19 protein-coding genes are annotated in these 18132 nt (G+C 66.3%); 17 read left to right on the top strand and 2 right to left on the bottom strand.

Annotated elements, in window-relative coordinates; genetic code table 11:
- Positions 1-67: 67 nt before the first annotated feature.
- Together EX20_RS22955 and EX20_RS32220 are read right to left on the bottom strand one after the other, a co-directional pair.
- Positions 68-811: a helix-turn-helix transcriptional regulator gene (locus EX20_RS22955; protein WP_224383353.1), complete on the bottom strand. Its 744-nt coding sequence runs from the start codon at positions 809-811 to the stop codon at positions 68-70.
- Between the two features lie 7 nt (positions 812-818).
- On the bottom strand, positions 819-1037 hold the full coding sequence (locus EX20_RS32220) for a hypothetical protein (RefSeq protein WP_124259904.1): 219 nt from the start codon (positions 1035-1037) through the stop codon (positions 819-821).
- A gap of 170 nt (positions 1038-1207) precedes the next feature.
- On the opposite strand from EX20_RS32220, the gene EX20_RS22960 reads away from it, so the two are divergent.
- The 17 genes from EX20_RS22960 (at position 1208) to EX20_RS23035 (ending at position 18111) form a co-directional block, all read left to right on the top strand.
- Positions 1208-1591 (top strand): DUF4902 domain-containing protein, encoded by a 384-nt coding sequence (locus EX20_RS22960; RefSeq protein ID WP_034194879.1) that lies wholly within the window; start codon positions 1208-1210, stop codon positions 1589-1591.
- 392 nt (positions 1592-1983) lie between these two features.
- Entirely contained in the window at positions 1984-2643 is a 660-nt protein-coding gene (locus EX20_RS22965) for an acyl-homoserine-lactone synthase (protein WP_011881339.1), read from the top strand.
- Between the two features lie 155 nt (positions 2644-2798).
- Positions 2799-4091, top strand: a complete 1293-nt coding sequence (gene fabF, locus EX20_RS22970; RefSeq protein WP_011881340.1) for a beta-ketoacyl-ACP synthase II — start codon at positions 2799-2801, stop codon at positions 4089-4091.
- Between the two features lie 172 nt (positions 4092-4263).
- Positions 4264-5649 carry an NAD(P)/FAD-dependent oxidoreductase gene (locus EX20_RS22975; RefSeq protein WP_034194880.1) on the top strand — a complete coding sequence of 462 codons (1386 nt, stop codon included), beginning with the start codon at positions 4264-4266 and terminating at the stop codon, positions 5647-5649.
- Positions 5650-5757: 108 nt separating this feature from the next.
- On the top strand, positions 5758-6840 hold the full coding sequence (locus EX20_RS22980; RefSeq protein ID WP_011881342.1) for a fatty acid desaturase family protein: 1083 nt from the start codon (positions 5758-5760) through the stop codon (positions 6838-6840).
- Positions 6841-6920: 80 nt separating this feature from the next.
- Positions 6921-7925 carry an aromatic ring-hydroxylating dioxygenase subunit alpha gene (locus EX20_RS22985; protein WP_014724439.1) on the top strand — a complete coding sequence of 335 codons (1005 nt, stop codon included), beginning with the start codon at positions 6921-6923 and terminating at the stop codon, positions 7923-7925.
- Positions 7922-8590 (top strand): hypothetical protein, encoded by a 669-nt coding sequence (locus EX20_RS22990; protein ID WP_231572284.1) that lies wholly within the window; start codon positions 7922-7924, stop codon positions 8588-8590. Before EX20_RS22985 ends, EX20_RS22990 begins: the two co-directional genes overlap by 4 nt.
- Positions 8591-8622: 32 nt before the next feature.
- On the top strand, positions 8623-8835 hold the full coding sequence (locus tag EX20_RS33025) for a hypothetical protein (protein WP_231572285.1): 213 nt from the start codon (positions 8623-8625) through the stop codon (positions 8833-8835).
- 4 nt (positions 8836-8839) lie between these two features.
- Positions 8840-10258 carry an MFS transporter gene (locus EX20_RS22995; protein WP_034194881.1) on the top strand — a complete coding sequence of 473 codons (1419 nt, stop codon included), beginning with the start codon at positions 8840-8842 and terminating at the stop codon, positions 10256-10258.
- 78 nt (positions 10259-10336) lie between these two features.
- A complete protein-coding gene (locus tag EX20_RS23000) occupies positions 10337-12136 on the top strand; it encodes a fatty acyl-AMP ligase (protein ID WP_231572286.1) in 1800 nt (599 codons plus the stop codon).
- Positions 12137-12196: 60 nt separating this feature from the next.
- The gene (locus EX20_RS23005; protein WP_034194882.1) at positions 12197-13156 is read left to right on the top strand and encodes an acyl-CoA desaturase; all 960 of its coding nucleotides are present in this window, start codon (positions 12197-12199) and stop codon (positions 13154-13156) included.
- Between the two features lie 25 nt (positions 13157-13181).
- Positions 13182-14165, top strand: a complete 984-nt coding sequence (locus EX20_RS23010; RefSeq protein WP_034194883.1) for an acyl-CoA desaturase — start codon at positions 13182-13184, stop codon at positions 14163-14165.
- A 55-nt stretch (positions 14166-14220) separates the two neighbouring features.
- Positions 14221-14541, top strand: a complete 321-nt coding sequence (locus tag EX20_RS23015) for an acyl carrier protein (protein WP_011881349.1) — start codon at positions 14221-14223, stop codon at positions 14539-14541.
- A 13-nt stretch (positions 14542-14554) separates the two neighbouring features.
- A complete protein-coding gene (locus tag EX20_RS23020) occupies positions 14555-15652 on the top strand; it encodes a fatty acid desaturase (protein WP_011881350.1) in 1098 nt (365 codons plus the stop codon).
- On the top strand, positions 15652-16575 hold the full coding sequence (locus EX20_RS23025; RefSeq protein WP_034194884.1) for an alpha/beta hydrolase: 924 nt from the start codon (positions 15652-15654) through the stop codon (positions 16573-16575). Before EX20_RS23020 ends, EX20_RS23025 begins: the two co-directional genes overlap by 1 nt.
- Positions 16572-16757: a rubredoxin gene (locus EX20_RS23030; RefSeq protein WP_011881352.1), complete on the top strand. Its 186-nt coding sequence runs from the start codon at positions 16572-16574 to the stop codon at positions 16755-16757. Before EX20_RS23025 ends, EX20_RS23030 begins: the two co-directional genes overlap by 4 nt.
- A 169-nt stretch (positions 16758-16926) precedes the next feature.
- Positions 16927-18111 carry a thiolase family protein gene (locus EX20_RS23035; protein ID WP_034194885.1) on the top strand — a complete coding sequence of 395 codons (1185 nt, stop codon included), beginning with the start codon at positions 16927-16929 and terminating at the stop codon, positions 18109-18111.
- The last annotated feature ends 21 nt before the right edge of the window (positions 18112-18132 follow it).

Raw genomic sequence — 18132 nt, forward strand, 5'->3', positions numbered from 1 at the left:
GGTTGCGTGACCTTGAGCCATGAGGCCGGTGTGCCGAACGCCGGCCGAGGCTCGATGAATCGAATCGTCAGAACAAAAGCCCTAGCATGGTGGCCTTGACCGCGGCTTCGGTCTTGTTGGCCGCGTTCAGCTTGCGCATCGCATTGACGAGGTGGAATTTGACGGTGCGGTCGTCGACATGCATGATCTTGCCGATCTCCGCGTAGGTTTTCCCCGCAGCGGACCATTGCAGCGCCTCGCGCTCGCGTACGGTCAGCTCGACGGTGTATTCGGGCACGAGCCGCTGGAGCAGATGCATGCTCATCGCATAGTTGGCCGTGTTGGCGAGCCATGACATCTGGTATCCCTTTTCCGCGAGCTCGCGTTCCTCGATCGGTTCGCCGGACCGGACCATCGTGATGAGCCCGATCGCGCCGGTGCGGCTGACGGACGGCATGCACCAGCCGTGCCGCAGGCCGTGTTGGTCCGCCTCCTCCCAAAACTGGACGCACTGCGTCTGGCTGTCGGCGCGCCAGATCAGCGGGCTCATCCGGCTCAACCCGTGCCGGACCGTCGGGTCCACGGCGAAATAGTTCTGGCTCACATAGCGTTCGACCCACGTCTGCGGATAGTTGGACTGCAGCATGAACTGCGGCTTGCTGATCGGCAACGGTATGCGCAGACCGAATGAACAGTGGTCGAATCCGAGCGCCCGCACATCCGCCGAAAACTCCAGAAACACGTCGGCCTCGGATTTTGCGGTGGCGAATCCATTCAGATACTTTTCTCTCCAAGCCTGCATATCATTACCTTTTCGGTCAATCTTACCCATGAGGCAGCTATATCGTGTAGTCGACACATCGGTCGATTCTTATTAAACGATATTCCAGGGTGGGGTTGAATTTTCCGGGTATCAGGCAGAAAGCATGGCGCCGGTGATATTTTTTGCTTGACGACGGATTTCGCGGAGCATCCGCACTGACGATGAGACGCTCGAAACGCTCAATTTCACGCAGGCGTGCCCCCTTTTCACGGGCTGATAATGCGATGTCATTCATCAGACGATCTGCAATAATCCTGAATCACATGCGCGCGATCGAACCGGCATCAAGAATCACAACGCGGGCGCGCTACGAGCGTTGCAATAGCCCTCGTCTGGCCGACCACCGTGAATCTTGCCGGCCTATTCGGAAGCGATTTTAACAGGTGTCACGTCGAGATAACCGATATGCAAAAAAAATGGAACGATGGATACATACGATTGACTTTGCCCGCATTTTACGCGTTGCGTTTCCGTCAGCATATGTGTCAACCCGATTCGGAACTCCTGCATGATCTTTGGGGCGAGGGGATCAGCGCCGTCAATGCCGGCTACTACGAGCTGGTCTGCACCGACACGCAGCCGAGCGCAAGCGTCGGCTGCGCGTGGTACGTGGCGGTGGGCCAGCCCGACGTGCAGGTCGGGCGAGGCGACGTCAGCAGCAACGTAATGCTTCTCGATACGGACGGCGACGATTATGGCGCGCAATACAGCCGGGCATTAATCCAGAACTGGCTATGTTCGGGGGCGCGGCAACGCGCACTTGAATCGGCCGTCGTCGCCGATCACTGATTTTTTGTTCGATCCCGATGATTATTTCATCAAAAAGCCACGGGTTTATCCGTTGAACCGCGCGTGCCGTGAAACGGAAATCTCGGGTCCGAGTTTCCTGAGCGGCGCGGCGCCGATTCGATCGCGATCGCAATCATCGATGCCGTGATGCGGCGCCCGAGATACCCGGCCCCCAATTTCCGATCCCACGCTCTGCTTCGGCGCTCCGTTTCGCTGATTTTCGAACGATCGTCCGTTAATCCTGAATTCGCTATCCCGGCACCGCGTTTCGTCGTAATCGGCGCGATCCATCGCGTCTGCGACGTACGACCTGTCCATTCGGGCAGCTATTTTGCCGCTGCAATTTCGGGTTCAATCGCGTCAACAATTCTGAGATGAGAGAGGGCATTCAGATGCTGACGTTATTGTCGGGAAGAAGCGCTGATTTGAATCGCGAAACGATGTATCAACTCGCAAAGTATCGGCATAAGGTCTTCATACAAGAACTCGGATGGACTTTGCCTACCGATAATGGCATCGAATTCGACAATTTCGATCACGCGGATACCCTTTACGTCATCGCCCGCGATCGCAATGGCGAAATCGTCGGTTGCGGCCGCTTGCTGCCGACCGACGAGCCTTATTTGCTCGGCGACGTGTTCCCGACCTTGATGGGCGACGCCGCGCTTCCCCATGCCCCCGACGTGTGGGAACTGTCCCGCTTCGCGATGAGCATGCCGCGCGGCGAGTCGTTGACCGCCGAAGAGTCGTGGCAAAACACGCGAGCCATGATGTCCGAAATCGTTCGCGTCGCGCACGCCCATGGCGCCAATCGCCTCATTGCGTTCTCCGTGCTCGGCAACGAACGGCTCCTGAAGCGCATGGGCGTCAATGTGCACCGCGCCGCACCGCCCCAGATGATCGAAGGCAAGCCGACCTTGCCGTTCTGGATCGAGATCGACGAACAGACGCGTGCGGCGCTGAACCTCGACGGGCTGGAGCGCGTCGGCGGCGTGCCGCCCAAGACGTTGCGCAGGCCGGATGCGTCGCGCGCGCTCGAGCAATCGGTATGAGCGGGCGATGCGCGCCGTGAAGGTTCGCGTGCGCCGCCGCCCGGCGGCGCGGCCCGGCGCGGCGCGCGCAATACGGTATTTCAACAGGTGTGCCTGAAGATGAACGGCTTTAACGATGTGGCTCGGCTAGTCCCGGTCAGCGAGAGGAATGTGAGATGACGCTTCGAGTGGTGGTAACCGGTATTGGCATTGTGTCTCCACTGGGTTGTGGGAAGGAATTGGTGTGGCAGCGCCTGATCGGCGGGGGCTCCGGGCTTCGCCGCCTCGGCGACGATATCGCCGGTGAGCTGTCCGCCAAGGTCGGCGGGACCGTCCAGGACGTGGCCGAAGATCCGGAAGGCGGCTTCGATCCCGAGCGCTCGGTGCCGCACAAGGAACTGCGGAAGATGGACCGCTTCATCCAGATGGCGATGGTCGCCGCGGACGAGGCGCTCGCCGAAGCAGGATGGGCGCCGGAAGCGGAGCAGCAGCGCGAGCGGACCGCTACCGTCGTGGCCTCGGGCATCGGCGGATTTCCCGGCCTGGCGGAGGCGGTGAGAATCGGCGAGACGCGCGGCGTGCGGCGCTTGTCGCCGTTCACCATTCCGTTCTTCCTGTCCAACCTGGCAGCCGGCCAGATTTCGATCAAGCACCGGTTCCGCGGGCCGCTCGGCTGTCCCGTGACGGCCTGTGCCGCGAGTGTGCAGGCGATCGGCGATGCGATGCGCATGATCAGGACCGGCGAGGCGGATGTCGTCCTCGCCGGCGGCGCCGAAGCGGCGTTCGACAAGGTCAGCCTCGGGGGCTTCGCGGCGGCTCGCGCGCTGTCGACCGGCTTCAGCGAGGAGCCGGTGCGGGCGTCGCGTCCGTTCGATCGCGATCGTGACGGATTCGTCATGGGCGAGGGCGCCGCCATGGTGGTGGTCGAGTCGCTGGATCATGCCCTGGCGCGCGGCGCCCGGCCGATCGCGGAAATCATCGGCTACGGCACCACGGCCGACGCTTATCACATGACCGCCGGACCCGACGACGGATCCGGCGCGATGCGGGCGATGAAGCTGGCCCTGCGGATGGGCGACGTCGCTCCGGAGCAGGTCGACTACGTCAACGCCCATGCGACGTCGACGCCGGTCGGCGACGCCGGCGAGATCGAGGCGCTGAAGACGGTGTTCGGTGTGGGCGCCGGCCCGGCGATTTCGTCGACCAAGTCGGCCACCGGGCATCTGCTCGGAGCGGCGGGCGCCATCGAAGCGGCGTTCTCCATTCTGGCTCTGCGCGATGGCGTGCTGCCCGGCACGCTGAATCTCGAGCACCCCGACCCGGCAGCCGACGGGCTGGATCTGATCGGGCCTGCCGCGCGGCACGTGCCGGTCGAGATCGCGCTGTCCAACGGGTTCGGGTTCGGAGGCGTGAACGCGTCGGTGCTGTTCAGGCGATATCCGTCGGATCGGTCCGCAGAGGCGCATTGAGCGATGGGCACGCGGGTCCCGCAGTACCGCTGATTTCGTCAGTACGTCAAACCGTAATCATTCGGCGCTGCGCCGCCGTTCGCCGGCTCTCCATCTGACCGATGGCGCCGGCGACGGCGAGGTTGCGTCCCGTGCAATTCGGACTCCGGTCGTTATCCAAAGGGAATTTTCCGTGCTAGACACCCTCATCATAGGCGCCCGCTGTGCGGGCGCCACGCTCGCGATTCATCTGGCGCGCGCCGGCAAGCGCGTGCTGGCGATCGATGCGAACCATCTGCCGAGCGATCAACCGTTGTCCACCCACTGGATTTCTCCCTACGGCATGGCGTTGCTGGACGAGCTCGAGCTCGGCGACAAGGTGCGCCGCTTCGCGCCCCCGGTGCCCAGCATGATGTACGGAAACGACGACGTGACGGGCCGCGTCGAGTACCCGGTCGGCGGGCGCTGCTCGTGCCCGCGCCGCATGGATCTCGATGCCCTGTTGCTGGAGGAGGCCCGCGCGTCGGGGGCCGAGGTGCGGGCCCGGACCCGGCTGGTCGGCCTGTTGCGCGACGGCGAGCGCGTGACGGGCGCCGTGGTCGAACATGACGGCGTGCGCGAGGAGATCCGCGCGCGGATCGTGGTGGGCGCGGACGGCCCGCACTCGACGACGGCCGAGCTGGTCGGCGCGGAGGAGTACCACGGCTATGACTGCCCGCGCGCGATGTACTGGGCGTACTGGCCGCGTCCCGACTGGTTCGACACGGATCCGCGCTATCTGGGCGGGGCGATGAACTGCACGTTCGGCGACGACATCGTCTTCGTGTTTCCGACCAACCGCGATCTTCTGCTGATCGGGGTGGCGTTCCCGAAAACGCAGTTGCCGCAGTGGAAGGGCCGCGCGCTCGAGAAGCTGACCGAAACGCTGAAGGGCAACCGCCATACGGCGCCGCTGATTACCGGTGAGCCGGTGAGCAAGGTGCTCGGCGCATTGAAGCTGCGCTTCTTCTTCCGTCAGGCTGCCGGACCCGGCTGGGCATTGGTGGGCGACGCGGGCCTGTTCATGGATCCGTCCCCCGGATTCGGCATCACCGACGCACTTCGCGATGCGCGCGCACTCGGCCAGGCCATCGTCGAGGACGACGACCGCGCGCTGGAATGCTACTGGCGCCAGCGCGACGCGACGTCGATCGACCTGTTCGAATACTCGCGCGGCCGCGGCGCACTCGGCCACAACAATCCGCTCAGCCGGATCCTGTTCGGCAAGCTGACGGCCGACCCGGTGCTGCAGGCGCGCTTGCTGGCTTCGCAGAATCGCCGATGTTCGCCGTTTGCGGTGTTCGATCCCAGCGATATCAAGAAATGGGCGGACGAGGCCATTGCCGGCGGCGAAACCGGCGTCATTCAGCCGCTGATCGACATGTCGACGCGAGGCGAGGCGATCCGCGCCGAGATGGCGTTGCGCCAGCGTCTCGCGGACGAGGCGCACGCAAGGTGGGCGCAGGCGTGCGAGTCGGACGATCTCGCGCCGGTGGCCGCCGGTGGCGATCGCGACGTTTGCGCGAGAGCGTCGATATGAGCGCACGGAACGACGGCGCGTGGTCGTTTCGATCACGCGTATGCAAGCCGTGGCGGGGCAGTTCTGCCCGTCACCGGTCCCATGTCGAGTAAGCCGAGGAGCCATTCCATGACCATCGAAGCCACGTTGGACGGCAATGCTGCATTTTCGCGGCTCAAGCTGCCGCGACACTTCCACCAGATCAGCTCCGTCGCGACGATCCTCTATGTGGCGCACGCGCTCGCATTCTTCCTGATTCCGGCTGCGGTGGCGTTCGCCGTCGTCGATATCCCGGCGTCGGCGCCGGCCCGTGTGGCGATGGCGCTCGTCCTCGGCGTGATCGCGGGCCACGGCATGCATCTGCTGACCTTCGTCGGCCACGAGGGCATGCACACCAACCTGCATCGCAACAAGTACGTGAGCGCCGCGCTGGCGCTCATCTGCTCGTCGCTGGTGCCGGGCTTCCTGATCGTGGGTTTCAGCATGACTCACTGGAAGCACCATCGCTACACCGGTCAGGACATCGACCCCGATGTCCAGATCTATTCGCAGTACCGCACCTTCTGGTCGCGCTTCTTTCTCGCGCGCTCCCGGGGCGTACGGATCTATACGAAGAACGCCGTACGCATGGCCGCTGGCCTTCCGTGGCCGGAGAACACGCGGCTGCCGTTCAGCGAGCGCGAAATGCGCTGGATCTCGCGGATCAACATTGCACTGAACCTGGGTGCGGTGACGGCCTACGGGTTCATCTGGCATCGGTCGTTGTGGCTCGGCTTCACGGTCATGCTGATTCCGTATATCGGCGTCTACGTGTTCAGCACCATCCGCGCGTACATCGAGCACACGGATACCGTGCCGGGGCGTTATCGCGACAGCCGCAGCTATACGTCGCCGATCTACACCGCGCTGTTCTTCGGCAGCAACTTCCATCTCGAACACCATCAGTATCCGGCTGTGCCGTGCTACCGGCTGCCGGCGCTCCACAAGTATCTGATGTCGCAGGGGCTGCTCGCCGCGGCACGCGCGCCGGTCGAGCCGTCCTTCTTCGGCGCGCTTCGGTATACGACGGGCCGTTTCCAGTATCCCTGCGTCAATCTGCAGTCGTCGACCGACGAATTCCTCGAGCGGATGGCGCAGGGGCATCTCGACCGCGAGGCGGCATCGATGGACGCGCCGGACGCCGATGCGTTGATCGCCGTCATGCGCAAGTAGCAACGATCCGCAAGCCGCACACCGACCCGCACGCGGGTCGGGTGTGCCGCCACGTCGCCCATGTAGCAAAGAGAGGAATCATGTTTATCGAGAATGCGTGGTATGCAGCAGCACTCTCCGCGGAAGTCCAGCGCGAGCCCTTTGCCCGGACGATCCTGAACCATAAGGTCGTCATGTATCGAACCCTGGCGGACCAGGTCGTCGCGCTCGAGGATCGATGCCCGCACCGACAGGTTCCGTTGTCCCGCGGGCGCGTGGTCGGCGACGAACTCCAGTGCTGGTACCACGGGCTCAGGTACGACTGCTCGGGCGCGTGCGTCGGCATTCCGAGCCAGAGCACGATCCCGAAGGGCGCGCGCGTGCGCGCGTTCCCCGCCGTCGAGAAATACGGCTTCATCTGGCTGTGGACGGGCGACCCCGAGCAGGCCGACGAGGCAGCGATTCCGAACCATTGGGTCTGCTCGGCGCCCGAGCTCGCCGGAACGATGAGCTATTGCACGATCGCGTGCAGCTACCTGTTCGGGATCGACAACATCCTCGATATTTCGCACGCCGCGTTCGTGCACGCGAAGACGCTCGGCTCGCTCGACATCGTCGAGACGCCGCCTGAAATCGTGATCGGCGAGGACGAAGTCCGCGTGCGCCGCTACTTGCGCCGCGAGAAGACGCCGCCGCTCTATACCCATATCCTGAAGCTCGACTACATCGATCGCTTCCAGGAAGTGCTCTACTGGCCCATCGGCAACACGCGGGTCGAAACGCGAGCGCACGCCTGCGACGATGCCAGCGGCCGGATCTTCCACGTCTATACGACGACGATCTTCACGCCCGCCACCGACACCACCACCCACGTGTTCGTGGGCATGCACCGCGACTTCGACGTCGACAACGAGCGGTTTACCGAGTTCACCGCGAAGGAGGTGTTCGCGACCGTGATGGAGGACAAGGACGTCGCGGAGAGCCTGCAGGCGAACTGGAGCCCCACGGCGCCGATGATCGACATCCAGCTCGACCGGCCGGCATTCGCCGCACGACGGATCCTGGAGCGAATGGGTGCGCGCGCATCCATTCGAGCGACGGTATGACGGCCGCGGCAACGGCGCGCCTGCCGGGCGCACCCGAACAAACCACGATGACGGCAGAGGCGGGCGCGACGATGAACGAGCCGGGACGGACGCTCTATGTGGGCGAGTTGCTGCAGGAACTCGGGATGTCGGCGCCGGACGAGGTCGCCTTGCATCATCCGATGATGTTCGGCGAAATCCTCGGTCGCGAGCGGGTCGAGCAACTCGCAGCGGCCGCCGCGGGCGTCTTTGCCGCGATCGAGCCGCAACACGCGTGGCGTGGCGCGGACATCGGCGGGCGCGAATGGCACGGCCGCTTCGAGGACCGCCAGATTCGCGGCGTGACGGTGGCGCGCAGATCCGGCACGCGCATCGAGGTCGACATTTTCCTCGGCTCGTTTCCGGCGCCGGTCCGGCGCGCGCTGTATGACGCGAGCCGGGATCTGGTCGACGTCGATGCGTGGGTATTGCCCGCCGAGGTCAACACCGCGTTGCCGCCGATTCCCGACGACGAAGTGCTGGATGCCAAGCTGCCGTTCGGCATTACCGACGAGATGTTTCTGACCAGCCCGGTGGCCTGCAAGCCGATACGCGGGCGCGCCGATGTCGAGCGCGTGTGCGGCCATTCGATCGCGGTCTATGGCGGGCGAGCGGGCCGCGTCTGTCGGCAGGTGCGACGACGCTGAGCCTGTGGACCGGCGAGGTCGGCGGGCTGCCGTTGGAAGTAGCCAACGTCATCTGCTGGGAAGACGAGCGCAACGTCAGGAGCATGGCAATGGCGATGCGCCCGTGGCCGGTCGTCGCGCTGTTCCAGGCGCGGATGCGGGCACGGACGCTGCCGTTTCTCGACCCGTCGTATTTCGAAGCGGACGCCGAACCCGAATCCGCATCGGGCGACGGCGTGACGCGCGCCCAGCTTCGCGAGGTATAAGGCCATGAGCGCACCCAGCGTGCCCGCTTCGCAGGCGCAGCCGAATTCGATTTCGCCGTGGCCGGTTTTCTGGATCGCGAGCGTGGCGGTGTTTCTGGTTTCGATCGACGTCACCGTGCTCTACGCGGCGTTTCCCGCGTTGCGACGGGCGTTTCCCGGCACGGATTCGGGCGGCCTGTCGTGGGTGCTGAACGCCTACACGCTGGTGTTCGCCGCGTTGCTCGTGCCGGCCGGCCGCCTGGCCGACCTGTGCGGGCGCAAGCGGATGTTCCTGCTCGGGCTCGCGATGTTCGTCGGCGGATCGTTCGGCTGCGGGATCGCCTCGCGCATCGAGATGCTGTGGATGATGCGCGCGGTGCAGGGCGCGGGCGCGGCGCTGTTGCTGCCTGCCTCGCTGTCGATCCTGCTGGCGGCGTTCCCCGTCACCAAACGGGCGATCGCCGTGAGCCTGTGGGGCGCGGTCAGCGGCGTGGCCGGCGCATTGGGGCCGAGCGTCGGCTCGTTCCTGGTCGATCGCTTCGGCTGGCCGTGGGCGTTCTTTCTCAATCTGCCGCTCGGCGCGCTCGCACTCTGGCAAGGATGGCGCGTGCTCGACGAGTCGCGTGACCCCGAGCGGGGCGCGCCGCTCGATCTGGTCGGCGTCGTCCTGCTGATCGTCGGCGTCGGCGCGATCGCGTTCGGGCTGGTGCAATCGGAAGCGCTTGGCTGGGCGTCGCCGAAGGTGGCGCTCGCGATCGCGGGCGGGCTCGCGATGCTGGCCGCGTTCGTCGCGTGGGCGCGCACGGCCCGTGCGCCGGCGATCGATCTGTCGTTGTTCCAGGATCGCACTTACCGCTACATCAATCTGGCGTCGCTGTGCTTCGCGATCGGCTTCGCGATGATGTTCTTCCAGACGTTTCTGTTCACCACGGGCGTCTGGTCGTACTCGCTGACGCGCGCCGGGCTGGCCGGCACCCCAGGGCCGCTGCTCGTCGTGCCGACGGCGATCGTCTGCGGCCGGTTCGCGGCGCGCGCGGGGCACCGGCTTCTGCTGGTGACGGGAAGCCTGATCTCCATGGCGGCAAGCCTGTGGTTCGCGCTGGTGCCCGGCGTCACGCCCGACTATCTGCATGCCTGGCTGCCGGGCGCGCTGCTGACCGGGCTGGGCGTCGGGATGGTCATGCCTTCATTGTCGGCTGCCGCGGTTGCGCATCTGCCGCCCGCGCGGTTCGGCGTCGGCTCGGCCGTGAATCAGGCGATACGCCAGATGGGATCGGTGTTCGGCGTGGCGCTGACGGTCGCCATCACCGGCAATGCGATCACGCGGCTCGCCGAATTCCACACGCTCTGCTACCTGCAGATTGCGCTCGCGCTGGCGACGGCGATCCTGTGCGCGCCGGTGGATACGCGACCGCGCGTGCTCGCCTCCGCGGCGGCGCGTTGAGGGCGGCGCCGCGTTCGGCCCGGCGCCGGGCATGACGATTTGATCGAAACAATACGAAACCGATTATCCGAGGGTCCCATGATGGCCGGTAGCATTCCTCCCTCCGCTCTGCTGGCGGAGCGCACGACCTCGTCGCTGCTCCATGTGCTTCGCGAGCGTGCCGAGCACACGCCGGAGCGTGTCGCGTTCCATTTTCTGCGCGACGGCGAGGACGACGTCGCGAGCTGGTCCTACGGCCAGTTCGCCGCCGCTGCGGCCCACGTGCGCGATCTGCTCGTGCAGCACGCGCTGCACGAACGCCGCGTATTGCTGGTGCTGGAACCCGGTCTCGGTTACGTCGCGGCGCTGTTCGGAATCCTGCTGGCGGGCGCCACCGCGGTGCCTTCGTTTCCGCCGGCCGGCTCCCGCGCCGTGGCGCGTTTCGCGTCGATCTGCCGCGACGCCCGTCCCGACGTGGTGATCGCCGGCAAGCAGCATCGCTCGCTGCAACAGGAGCTCGACCGGCTGCACGACGGCGCGCGCGTCGCGCCGGCGTTGCTGACGATCGACGAGCATGCCTTCGACGCCATCGACGCATCGGCGCACGACTTCGGGCGCGTGCTGGAGCAGGGCCTCGATCTGGAGCGGCCGGCGCTGCTGCAGTACACGTCGGGATCGACGGGCGAGCCGAAGGGCGTCGTCGTCACGCACCGGAATCTCGTCAGCAACTGCGCGGTGATCGCCGAGCGGCTCGGCGCCGATCCGGAGCGCGTCGGCTGCACGTGGCTGCCGCCGTATCACGACATGGGCCTGATGGGCGCGCTGCTGCTCGCGGTGTTCAGCGGCTTTCCGCTCGTGATCCTGTCGCCGCAGCATTTCGTTCAGCGTCCGTATCGCTGGCTCAAGGCGATCAGCGACTACCGCGTGACCACCAGCGTCGCGCCGAATTTCGCGTTCGACCTATGCGTCGACCACATCAGCGACGAAGAAGCCGCCACGCTCGATCTCGGCTCGCTGCAGCACGTGTTCTGCGGCGCGGAGCCGGTGAGCCACGCGACGCTCGAGCGCTTCGCCGCGCGCTTCGGCCGGCATGGCTTCGAGCGCCGCGCCGTGGTGCCGTGCTACGGAATGGCGGAGGCGACGCTCTACGTGTCCGGCAAGCCCGGCCGTTCGCCGATCACGCTGATCGACGTCGACAAGGAGGCGCTCGCCCGCGGCCAGTGCGTGCCGTACGACGCGCAATCCGACCTGCTCGGGCGCACGACGCTGGTGGGCTGCGGGCCCGTGGCGGCCGGCCATCGGCTGCTGATCGTCGATCCTGCGACGAAGCGCGCGCTGCCGGAGCGCAGCATCGGCGAAATCTGGTTCAGCGGTCCGAACGTCGCTGCCGGCTATCTCGGCCGCGCGGACAGCGACGACGTGTTCGCGGCGGCGGTCTGCGACGAACGCGGCGACGCCGATTCGGCGCGCTACCTCCGCACCGGCGATCTCGGCTTTCTGAACCACGGCGAGCTGTTCGTCACGGGCCGGATCAAGGACGTCGTGATCGTCGCCGGGCGCAACCTCTATCCGACCGACATCGAAGGATCGGTGCAGGCCGCGCACGATGCGATCCGAACCAACGGCGTGGTGGCGTTTTCGATCGACGGCGGCCCGCTGGAGTCGCTCGTCATCGTTGCGGAGCTCAAGCGCTCGCGGCGTCTGAGCCCCGAGCAAATGGGCGAGGTGCGAGCGGCGATCACGCTGGCGGTCACGCGCGATCACGGCGTGGCGCCGGCGGTCGTGCACCTGGGGCCGATGGGCGCGATTCCGCTCACGACCAGCGGCAAGGTGCGCAGGCAAGCGTGCAAGCAGGCGTTCCAGCAAGGCAGCCTGAGCACGCTCGAGGCCCGCGCCTGAGCCGTTCGCCGCTTCCGCATTCCCGATTTCCATTGTCGCTGTCTTTCTTCGGAGCCAGTCATGGCTGAAGCAGATCTCTCGTCGTCGCGAACACCCGCGACCGCCCGTGCGGCCGACGCCGACACCGACTCGCGCGCGCGCCGGCTCGCTTATCTGACCGTCGGCGTTCCCGCGCTCGGTTTCGTGCTCGCGATTGCCTACACGTGGACATACGGCGTGCGCGCCACCGACTTCATCCTGCTCGCGGTGATGTATTTCTCGACCGCGATCGGCGTCGAAACCGGCATGCACCGTTACTTCTCACACCGTGCGTTCAAGGGACGGCCGATCGTCACCGTGATGCTCGGCGTATTCGGCAGCATGGCCGCCCAGGGGCCGATCCTGTTCTGGGCCGCGACGCACCGCATGCACCACGCGTTCACCGATCAGGACGGCGATCCTCATTCGCCGCTGCCGCGCGCGAACCGCCACGGCCAACCGAGCCGGCTCGCGGGCCTTTGGCACGGTCACGTGGGCTGGCTGTTCAGCGTGCGCCGCGAGAACTGGAGCGCGTATGCCGCGGACCTGCTGCGCGACCGCCTGATCGTCAATCTCAATCTGCGCTATGGGTGGTGGGTGCTGCTCGGCCTCGCGCTGCCCGCGCTGGCGGGCGCGTTGCTCGCGCCGGCCGGGCAGGCCTTGACCGGCGCCGTCGGCGGTTTCCTGTGGGGCGGGCTCGCACGGATCTTCCTGCTCGATCAGTCGACCTGGGCCGTCAATTCGCTGTGCCACACCATCGGCACCCGCCCGCACGCGACGCGCGACCACAGCCGCAATCTGGGCCTGCTCGCGATCGTCTCGGTGGGCGGCGCGTGGCACAACAACCATCACGCACAGCCGGCCTTCGCCAACAACGATCACGCGTTCTGGCAGCTCGATCCTTCCGCCTGGGTCATCCGCCTGCTCGACGCGCTGGGGCTCGTCACGGAGGTGCGCTATGCGCCCAAGCGCCGCGCGACGGCTCCTTCAATTTCGCCGTAATCCTGTTTAGCGTCTGGAGATTCCTATGAATTCGTCGATTCAGGTTGCACCCGGCGTGACTGCCGCAGGCGGGCTGTCGGCCGCCGACGGGCAGATCCCCGGTGTTTCGCCGCTGCTGGGCAGCGGGGCGCGCGTCAAACGCCTGACCGCCCTGGCCGTGATGCTGGTGCCGCTGGCCGGCTTCGCGCTGGCGGTACGCCAGCTCGTGCTGGGCGAGTTCGCCGCCACCGATCTCGTGCTGTTCGCGGTGTTCTATTTTCTGCACATGGGCGGGATCACGATGGGCTTCCATCGGTATCTCGCGCACAAGACGTTCCGCACGTCGAAGTGGTTCGAAGGGCTGCTGCTGATCTGCGGGTCGATGGCCGCGCAAGGACCGATCATGTTCTGGGTGACGACGCACCGCCGACATCACCTGTACAGCGATCAGCAAGGCGATCCGCATTCGCCGAATCTGGCCGGCAAGGGCCTGTTCGCGAAGCTGCGCGGCCTCTGGTATGCGCACATGCCGTGGATGCTGGCCCCCGACGTCTCGGGCTGGACCTTCTTCGCGCCCGACGTGCTGCGCGATCGCCGCCTGTTCTTCTATCACCGCACCTACGCCTGGTGGATCGTGCTCGGCCTCGTGCTGCCGGCCGCGATCGGCGGCGCCGTCGCCGGCTCGTGGCTCGGCGCATGGAACGGCCTGCTGTTCGGCGGATTGGCGCGCATCTTCGTGGCCAACCAGGCCGCGTGGTGCGTGGGGTCCGTGTGCCACATGTTCGGCGGCCGGCCGTTCAAGACCGGGGACAACAGCGCGAACAACTGGACGGTCGCCGTATTCACGTTCGGCGAAGGCCTGCAGAACAACCACCATGCTTTTCCCGCGTCATACCGCCATTCGGTGAAGTGGTACGAGCCGGATCTGAGCGCCTGGGTGCTGTGGACGCTCGGCAAGGTCGGCATCGTGCGCGACCTGCGTCAGCCGACGCCGGCGGCGATCCGCAAGCTCGCCAAGCAGCCGTATTGAAGCTAGTTGCCGTCGTCATTCAGTTCATCTCCCTCGTACGGAAGGATTAATCATCATGTCTCAAGCTGGAATCCTGGGCGGCCTGTTCGGCCGCAAGAAGGCGGTGGCCGCCGATGTCGGGCCGCTCACCGAAGCGTCGATCCGCAACTGGTTGATCGACCGGCTCGCCAAGCAGCTGAAGCTCGAGCGCGCCGCGATCGATCCCGCCAAGCGCTTCGACGAGTACGGGCTCGATTCGATCGTCGCCGTGCAGGTGTCGGGCGATCTGGAGAAGGTGGTCGAGCAGCGGCTGTCCCCGGCGCTGCTGTTCGAACACAACAGCATCGACGAGCTGGCGCGCCACCTGTCGACCGAGCTCGGTCTGCAAGCGGCGTAAGCGGGAGATCGACATGGCGAAAACCTACACGGTCCCCAGCGCGCCGCCGGCGCGTTTCGACGAATTCATGCAGAAGTCGAAGTCGCTCGAGGGCGTGCGGCTGACCGATGCGATTCCGAAATCCCTCTACGAGCCGCGCGTATGGCGCGGCATTCTCGGTTTCGTGGTGAGCTATGCGGCGTATATCGGCGCGCTCGTCGGCATCGCTTACGCGCCGCACTGGCTGTTCTACGTTCCGCTGTGGCTGCTGGCCGGCCTGGGCGGCTGGGGGCTGCATTGCATCGCGCACGATTGCGGGCACAACTCGTTTTCGCGCGTCCGATGGTTCAACCTGGCGATCGGGCACCTGTCGCTTCTGCCGCTGCTGTATCCGTTCCACGCGTGGCGCCACACGCATAACCTGCACCACGCGAATACCAACAACCTCGAGCTCGATACCGACTGGCGGCCGATTCCCGCGCCGCTTTACGATCGCATGCCGCTGTTGAAGCGGCTCGAGTACGCCGGCACCCGCAAGTGGCTGTTCTGGGCCGGCACGGTGAGCTACTGGAAGGAATCGGGCTTCCGTCCGGGCTTCTATCCGAAGCGCGAGATGCGGCGCGACGTGAAACGCTCGATCGCGTTCGTCCTGTTCGCGTCCGCGCTCTATTTCCCGGCGCTCATCTACTTCACCGGCATCACCGGCCTGTTCCTGTACTTCGTCGTGCCCTGGTTGATGATTCATGCGTGGTTCAGCGCCACGACGCTGATGCATCACACGTCGGACGAGATCCCGTTCCTGCCGTCGCAGCACTGGACGCCGAACGCCAGCCGCTTGCTGGTGACGACCGACTACCGGTATCCGAAGTGGCTGCACTTCATGACGCACAACATCTCGGTGCATACGGCGCACCACGTCGCGCCGATCGTGCCGTTCTACAACCTGCCGAAGGCGCAGGCGGCGCTCAAGCAGGCGTTTCCGGGAATGATCCGCGAAAAGGATTTCTCCTTCGGCGATCTGTGGCACGTGATCGGTCACTGCCATTTCTACGACACCGAGTCGGGTTACTACCGCAGCCTGTCCCGGGAGGCCGTGCCGGTCGGCGCGCGTGCGGCGGCGGAGGGCCGGTGATGGCGGCAGCGAACCCTACCGACGTCTCGCCGCTCGCGCGGCGCAAGGCCAGGAAGCCGTCGTTGCGCGTTCGGCTCGGCCGTCGTGCGCTGCGCGTGCTGACGACCTTCGCGCCGCACGCCGCGGGGCGCCGGGCGGCCGACACGTTCGGCTTCACGCGCGGCTACGGGCTGCCCGTCAGCGACCGCGTGCCGCTCGGTGCGAAGGAGGCGTCCATCGACGGCAACGCGGACATCGACCGCGCCTATCACTGGGAGGGCGGCGCATCGCGCGTGCTGCTCGTGCATGGCTGGGGCACCGACAGCAGCAGCATGCTGAGCTTCGTGAAGCCGATGCAGTCGCTCGGCTTCTCGGTGGCCGCGTTCGACGCGCCCGCGCATGGCCGTTCGCCGGGCAAGCATACGACGATGACGCAGTTCACCCGCGCGACGGGTGCGGTGCTGGATGCGATCGAAGGCGCGCAGGTGGTGATTGCGCATTCGCTCGGCTCGATCGCGGCCGTCTCGGCGCTGGCCGAGCGCTCGCGCCGCGCGTCGTTGCGCTGCCTCGTGCTGATCGCCCCGACCAGCGGCCTGACCGAGGTGCTGGAGCGCTGGGCCAGCCGCGACATGGCATTTCCGCGCCCGGTGGTCGAGCGCATCTATGCGGAGCTGCAGCTGCGCAACGGCGTGCCGGTCAGTCACTGGGATCTGCTCGCGCGCGGCGCGTCGCTCGACGTCCCGGTATTGGTGGTGCACGACCCGGCCGATTCGGTGGTGCCGTACTGCGAGGCGCAGCGCGTCGTGGCCGGGCTGCCGGACGCGACGCTGTGGCCGGCGCCGGGTGCGGGGCACGGCCGCATCCTGTCGGATGCGAGGGTACGCGAGCAGGTGCGCGAATTCGTGACGCGACAGACGTCGAACCTGGGAGAGATGGCGAGATGAGCACGACGGCGGTAGAGATGCGCACGCTGATGTGTCTGGTGTGCGGCTGGATTTATTCGGAACGGCACGGTGCGCCGGAAGACGGCATTGCACCGGGCACGCGCTGGGAAGACATTCCGGCCAAATGGAAGTGTCCCGAGTGCGGCGTCGGCAAGGAGGATTTCGAAATGGTCTCGATCTGACGCGATGGCGGGGCGCGCGTCGCCCCGCCATCGGTGCGTGCGTCGGCACACGAGAGCGCTTTACGAACGTGCCGGGCATGCGAATGCATGCGTTCCTTTCCCGCAAGCGCCGCGTCGAGTTGCGGCGGCATCCGTCCCGCATGAAGCGGGCTTTGAATGGAGTGTTGAAATGGTTGCTCGACAGGTAGTGATCTGCAGTCCCGTCCGGACGCCAATCGGCGCGTTCGGCGGCACGTTGAAGGACGTTGCGGCGACGGCGCTCGGCGCGGCCGCGTTGCGCGAAGCGGTGCGTCGCAGCGAGATCGATCCGGCGGAGCTGGCGTCGGTCGTGATGGGCAACGTCGTGCAGGCCGGCAACAAGATGAATCCCGCGCGTCAGGCGGCCGTCGCGGGCGGCATTCCCGTGACCGTGCCCGCGCTGACGGTCAATCGCGTGTGCGGCTCCGGTGCGCAGGCCATCGCGAATGCGGCGCAGGACATCTGGCTCGGCTTCGGCGAGGTTGCGGCGGCGGGCGGAATGGAGAACATGGACGGCGCGCCGTATCTGCTCGGCGGCGGCCGTTGGGGCTATCGGATGGGCAATGCCGAGATCGCCGACAGCATGCTCGTGGATGGCCTCGTCGATGCGTTCTCCAACCTGCATTCGGGATGGCACACGGAAGACCTCGTCGCGATGAAGGGGATCACGCGCGAGCAGCAGGACCGCTGGGCGGAACGTTCGCAACGGCGCTTCGCCGACGCGCAGGCGCGTGGGGCATTCGACGCCGAACTGGTGGCGGTCGAGGTCGCGGGGCGCAAGCAGACCGTCCGATTCGAGCGCGACGAGCAGCCGCGCCCGGACACGAACTTCGAGTCGCTTGCGAGGCTGAAGCCCGCATTTCGCGCTGACGGCACCATCACCGCCGGCAATGCGCCCGGCCTGAACAGCGGTGCGGCGGCGATGATCGTGGCCGAGCGGCGTTATGCCGAGACGCACGGCATCGAGCCGATCGCCACGCTCGTCTCGTACGGCGTGGGGGCGGTCGAGCCGGGCCTGTTCGGACTCGGGCCGGTGCCGGCAGTGAAGATGGCGCTCGCGCGTGCCGGGTGGTCGATGAACGACGTGGAGCGGTTCGAGATCAACGAGGCCTTTGCCGCCGTGCCGATCGCGGTCGCGCGCGAGCTCGGCATCGACGAAGAGCGGATCAACGTCGAAGGCGGCGCGATCGCGCACGGTCACGCGATCGGCGCGACCGGTGCCGTCCTGACCACCCGTCTTGCACATTCGATGCGCCGCGACGGCATCAAGCGCGGCATCGTGACCTTGTGCATCGGCGGCGGCCAGGGCATCGCTCTCGCGCTCGAAGCCGTCTGACGGCAGCCCGGCCCCGACGAC

It is taken from the genome of Burkholderia sp. WP42, from assembly GCF_000745665.1.
In the GTDB taxonomy this organism is placed as follows: Bacteria; Pseudomonadota; Gammaproteobacteria; order Burkholderiales; family Burkholderiaceae; genus Burkholderia; species Burkholderia vietnamiensis.

Excerpts from the sequence above, each read along its gene's own strand:
- EX20_RS22955 (WP_224383353.1), bottom strand. The coding sequence starts at position 811 with ATGGGTAAGATTGACCGAAAAGGTAATGATATGCAGGCTTGGAGAGAA.
- EX20_RS32220 (WP_124259904.1), bottom strand. The coding sequence starts at position 1,037 with ATGAATGACATCGCATTATCAGCCCGTGAAAAGGGGGCACGCCTGCGT.
- EX20_RS22960 (WP_034194879.1), top strand. The coding sequence starts at position 1,208 with ATGCAAAAAAAATGGAACGATGGATACATACGATTGACTTTGCCCGCA.
- EX20_RS22965 (WP_011881339.1), top strand. The coding sequence starts at position 1,984 with ATGCTGACGTTATTGTCGGGAAGAAGCGCTGATTTGAATCGCGAAACG.
- fabF (WP_011881340.1), top strand. The coding sequence starts at position 2,799 with ATGACGCTTCGAGTGGTGGTAACCGGTATTGGCATTGTGTCTCCACTG.
- EX20_RS22980 (WP_011881342.1), top strand. The coding sequence starts at position 5,758 with ATGACCATCGAAGCCACGTTGGACGGCAATGCTGCATTTTCGCGGCTC.
- EX20_RS22985 (WP_014724439.1), top strand. The coding sequence starts at position 6,921 with ATGTTTATCGAGAATGCGTGGTATGCAGCAGCACTCTCCGCGGAAGTC.
- EX20_RS22990 (WP_231572284.1), top strand. The coding sequence starts at position 7,922 with ATGACGGCCGCGGCAACGGCGCGCCTGCCGGGCGCACCCGAACAAACC.
- EX20_RS22995 (WP_034194881.1), top strand. The coding sequence starts at position 8,840 with ATGAGCGCACCCAGCGTGCCCGCTTCGCAGGCGCAGCCGAATTCGATT.
- EX20_RS23000 (WP_231572286.1), top strand. The coding sequence starts at position 10,337 with ATGATGGCCGGTAGCATTCCTCCCTCCGCTCTGCTGGCGGAGCGCACG.
- EX20_RS23005 (WP_034194882.1), top strand. The coding sequence starts at position 12,197 with ATGGCTGAAGCAGATCTCTCGTCGTCGCGAACACCCGCGACCGCCCGT.
- EX20_RS23010 (WP_034194883.1), top strand. The coding sequence starts at position 13,182 with ATGAATTCGTCGATTCAGGTTGCACCCGGCGTGACTGCCGCAGGCGGG.
- EX20_RS23015 (WP_011881349.1), top strand. The coding sequence starts at position 14,221 with ATGTCTCAAGCTGGAATCCTGGGCGGCCTGTTCGGCCGCAAGAAGGCG.
- EX20_RS23020 (WP_011881350.1), top strand. The coding sequence starts at position 14,555 with ATGGCGAAAACCTACACGGTCCCCAGCGCGCCGCCGGCGCGTTTCGAC.
- EX20_RS23025 (WP_034194884.1), top strand. The coding sequence starts at position 15,652 with ATGGCGGCAGCGAACCCTACCGACGTCTCGCCGCTCGCGCGGCGCAAG.
- EX20_RS23030 (WP_011881352.1), top strand. The coding sequence starts at position 16,572 with ATGAGCACGACGGCGGTAGAGATGCGCACGCTGATGTGTCTGGTGTGC.
- EX20_RS23035 (WP_034194885.1), top strand. The coding sequence starts at position 16,927 with ATGGTTGCTCGACAGGTAGTGATCTGCAGTCCCGTCCGGACGCCAATC.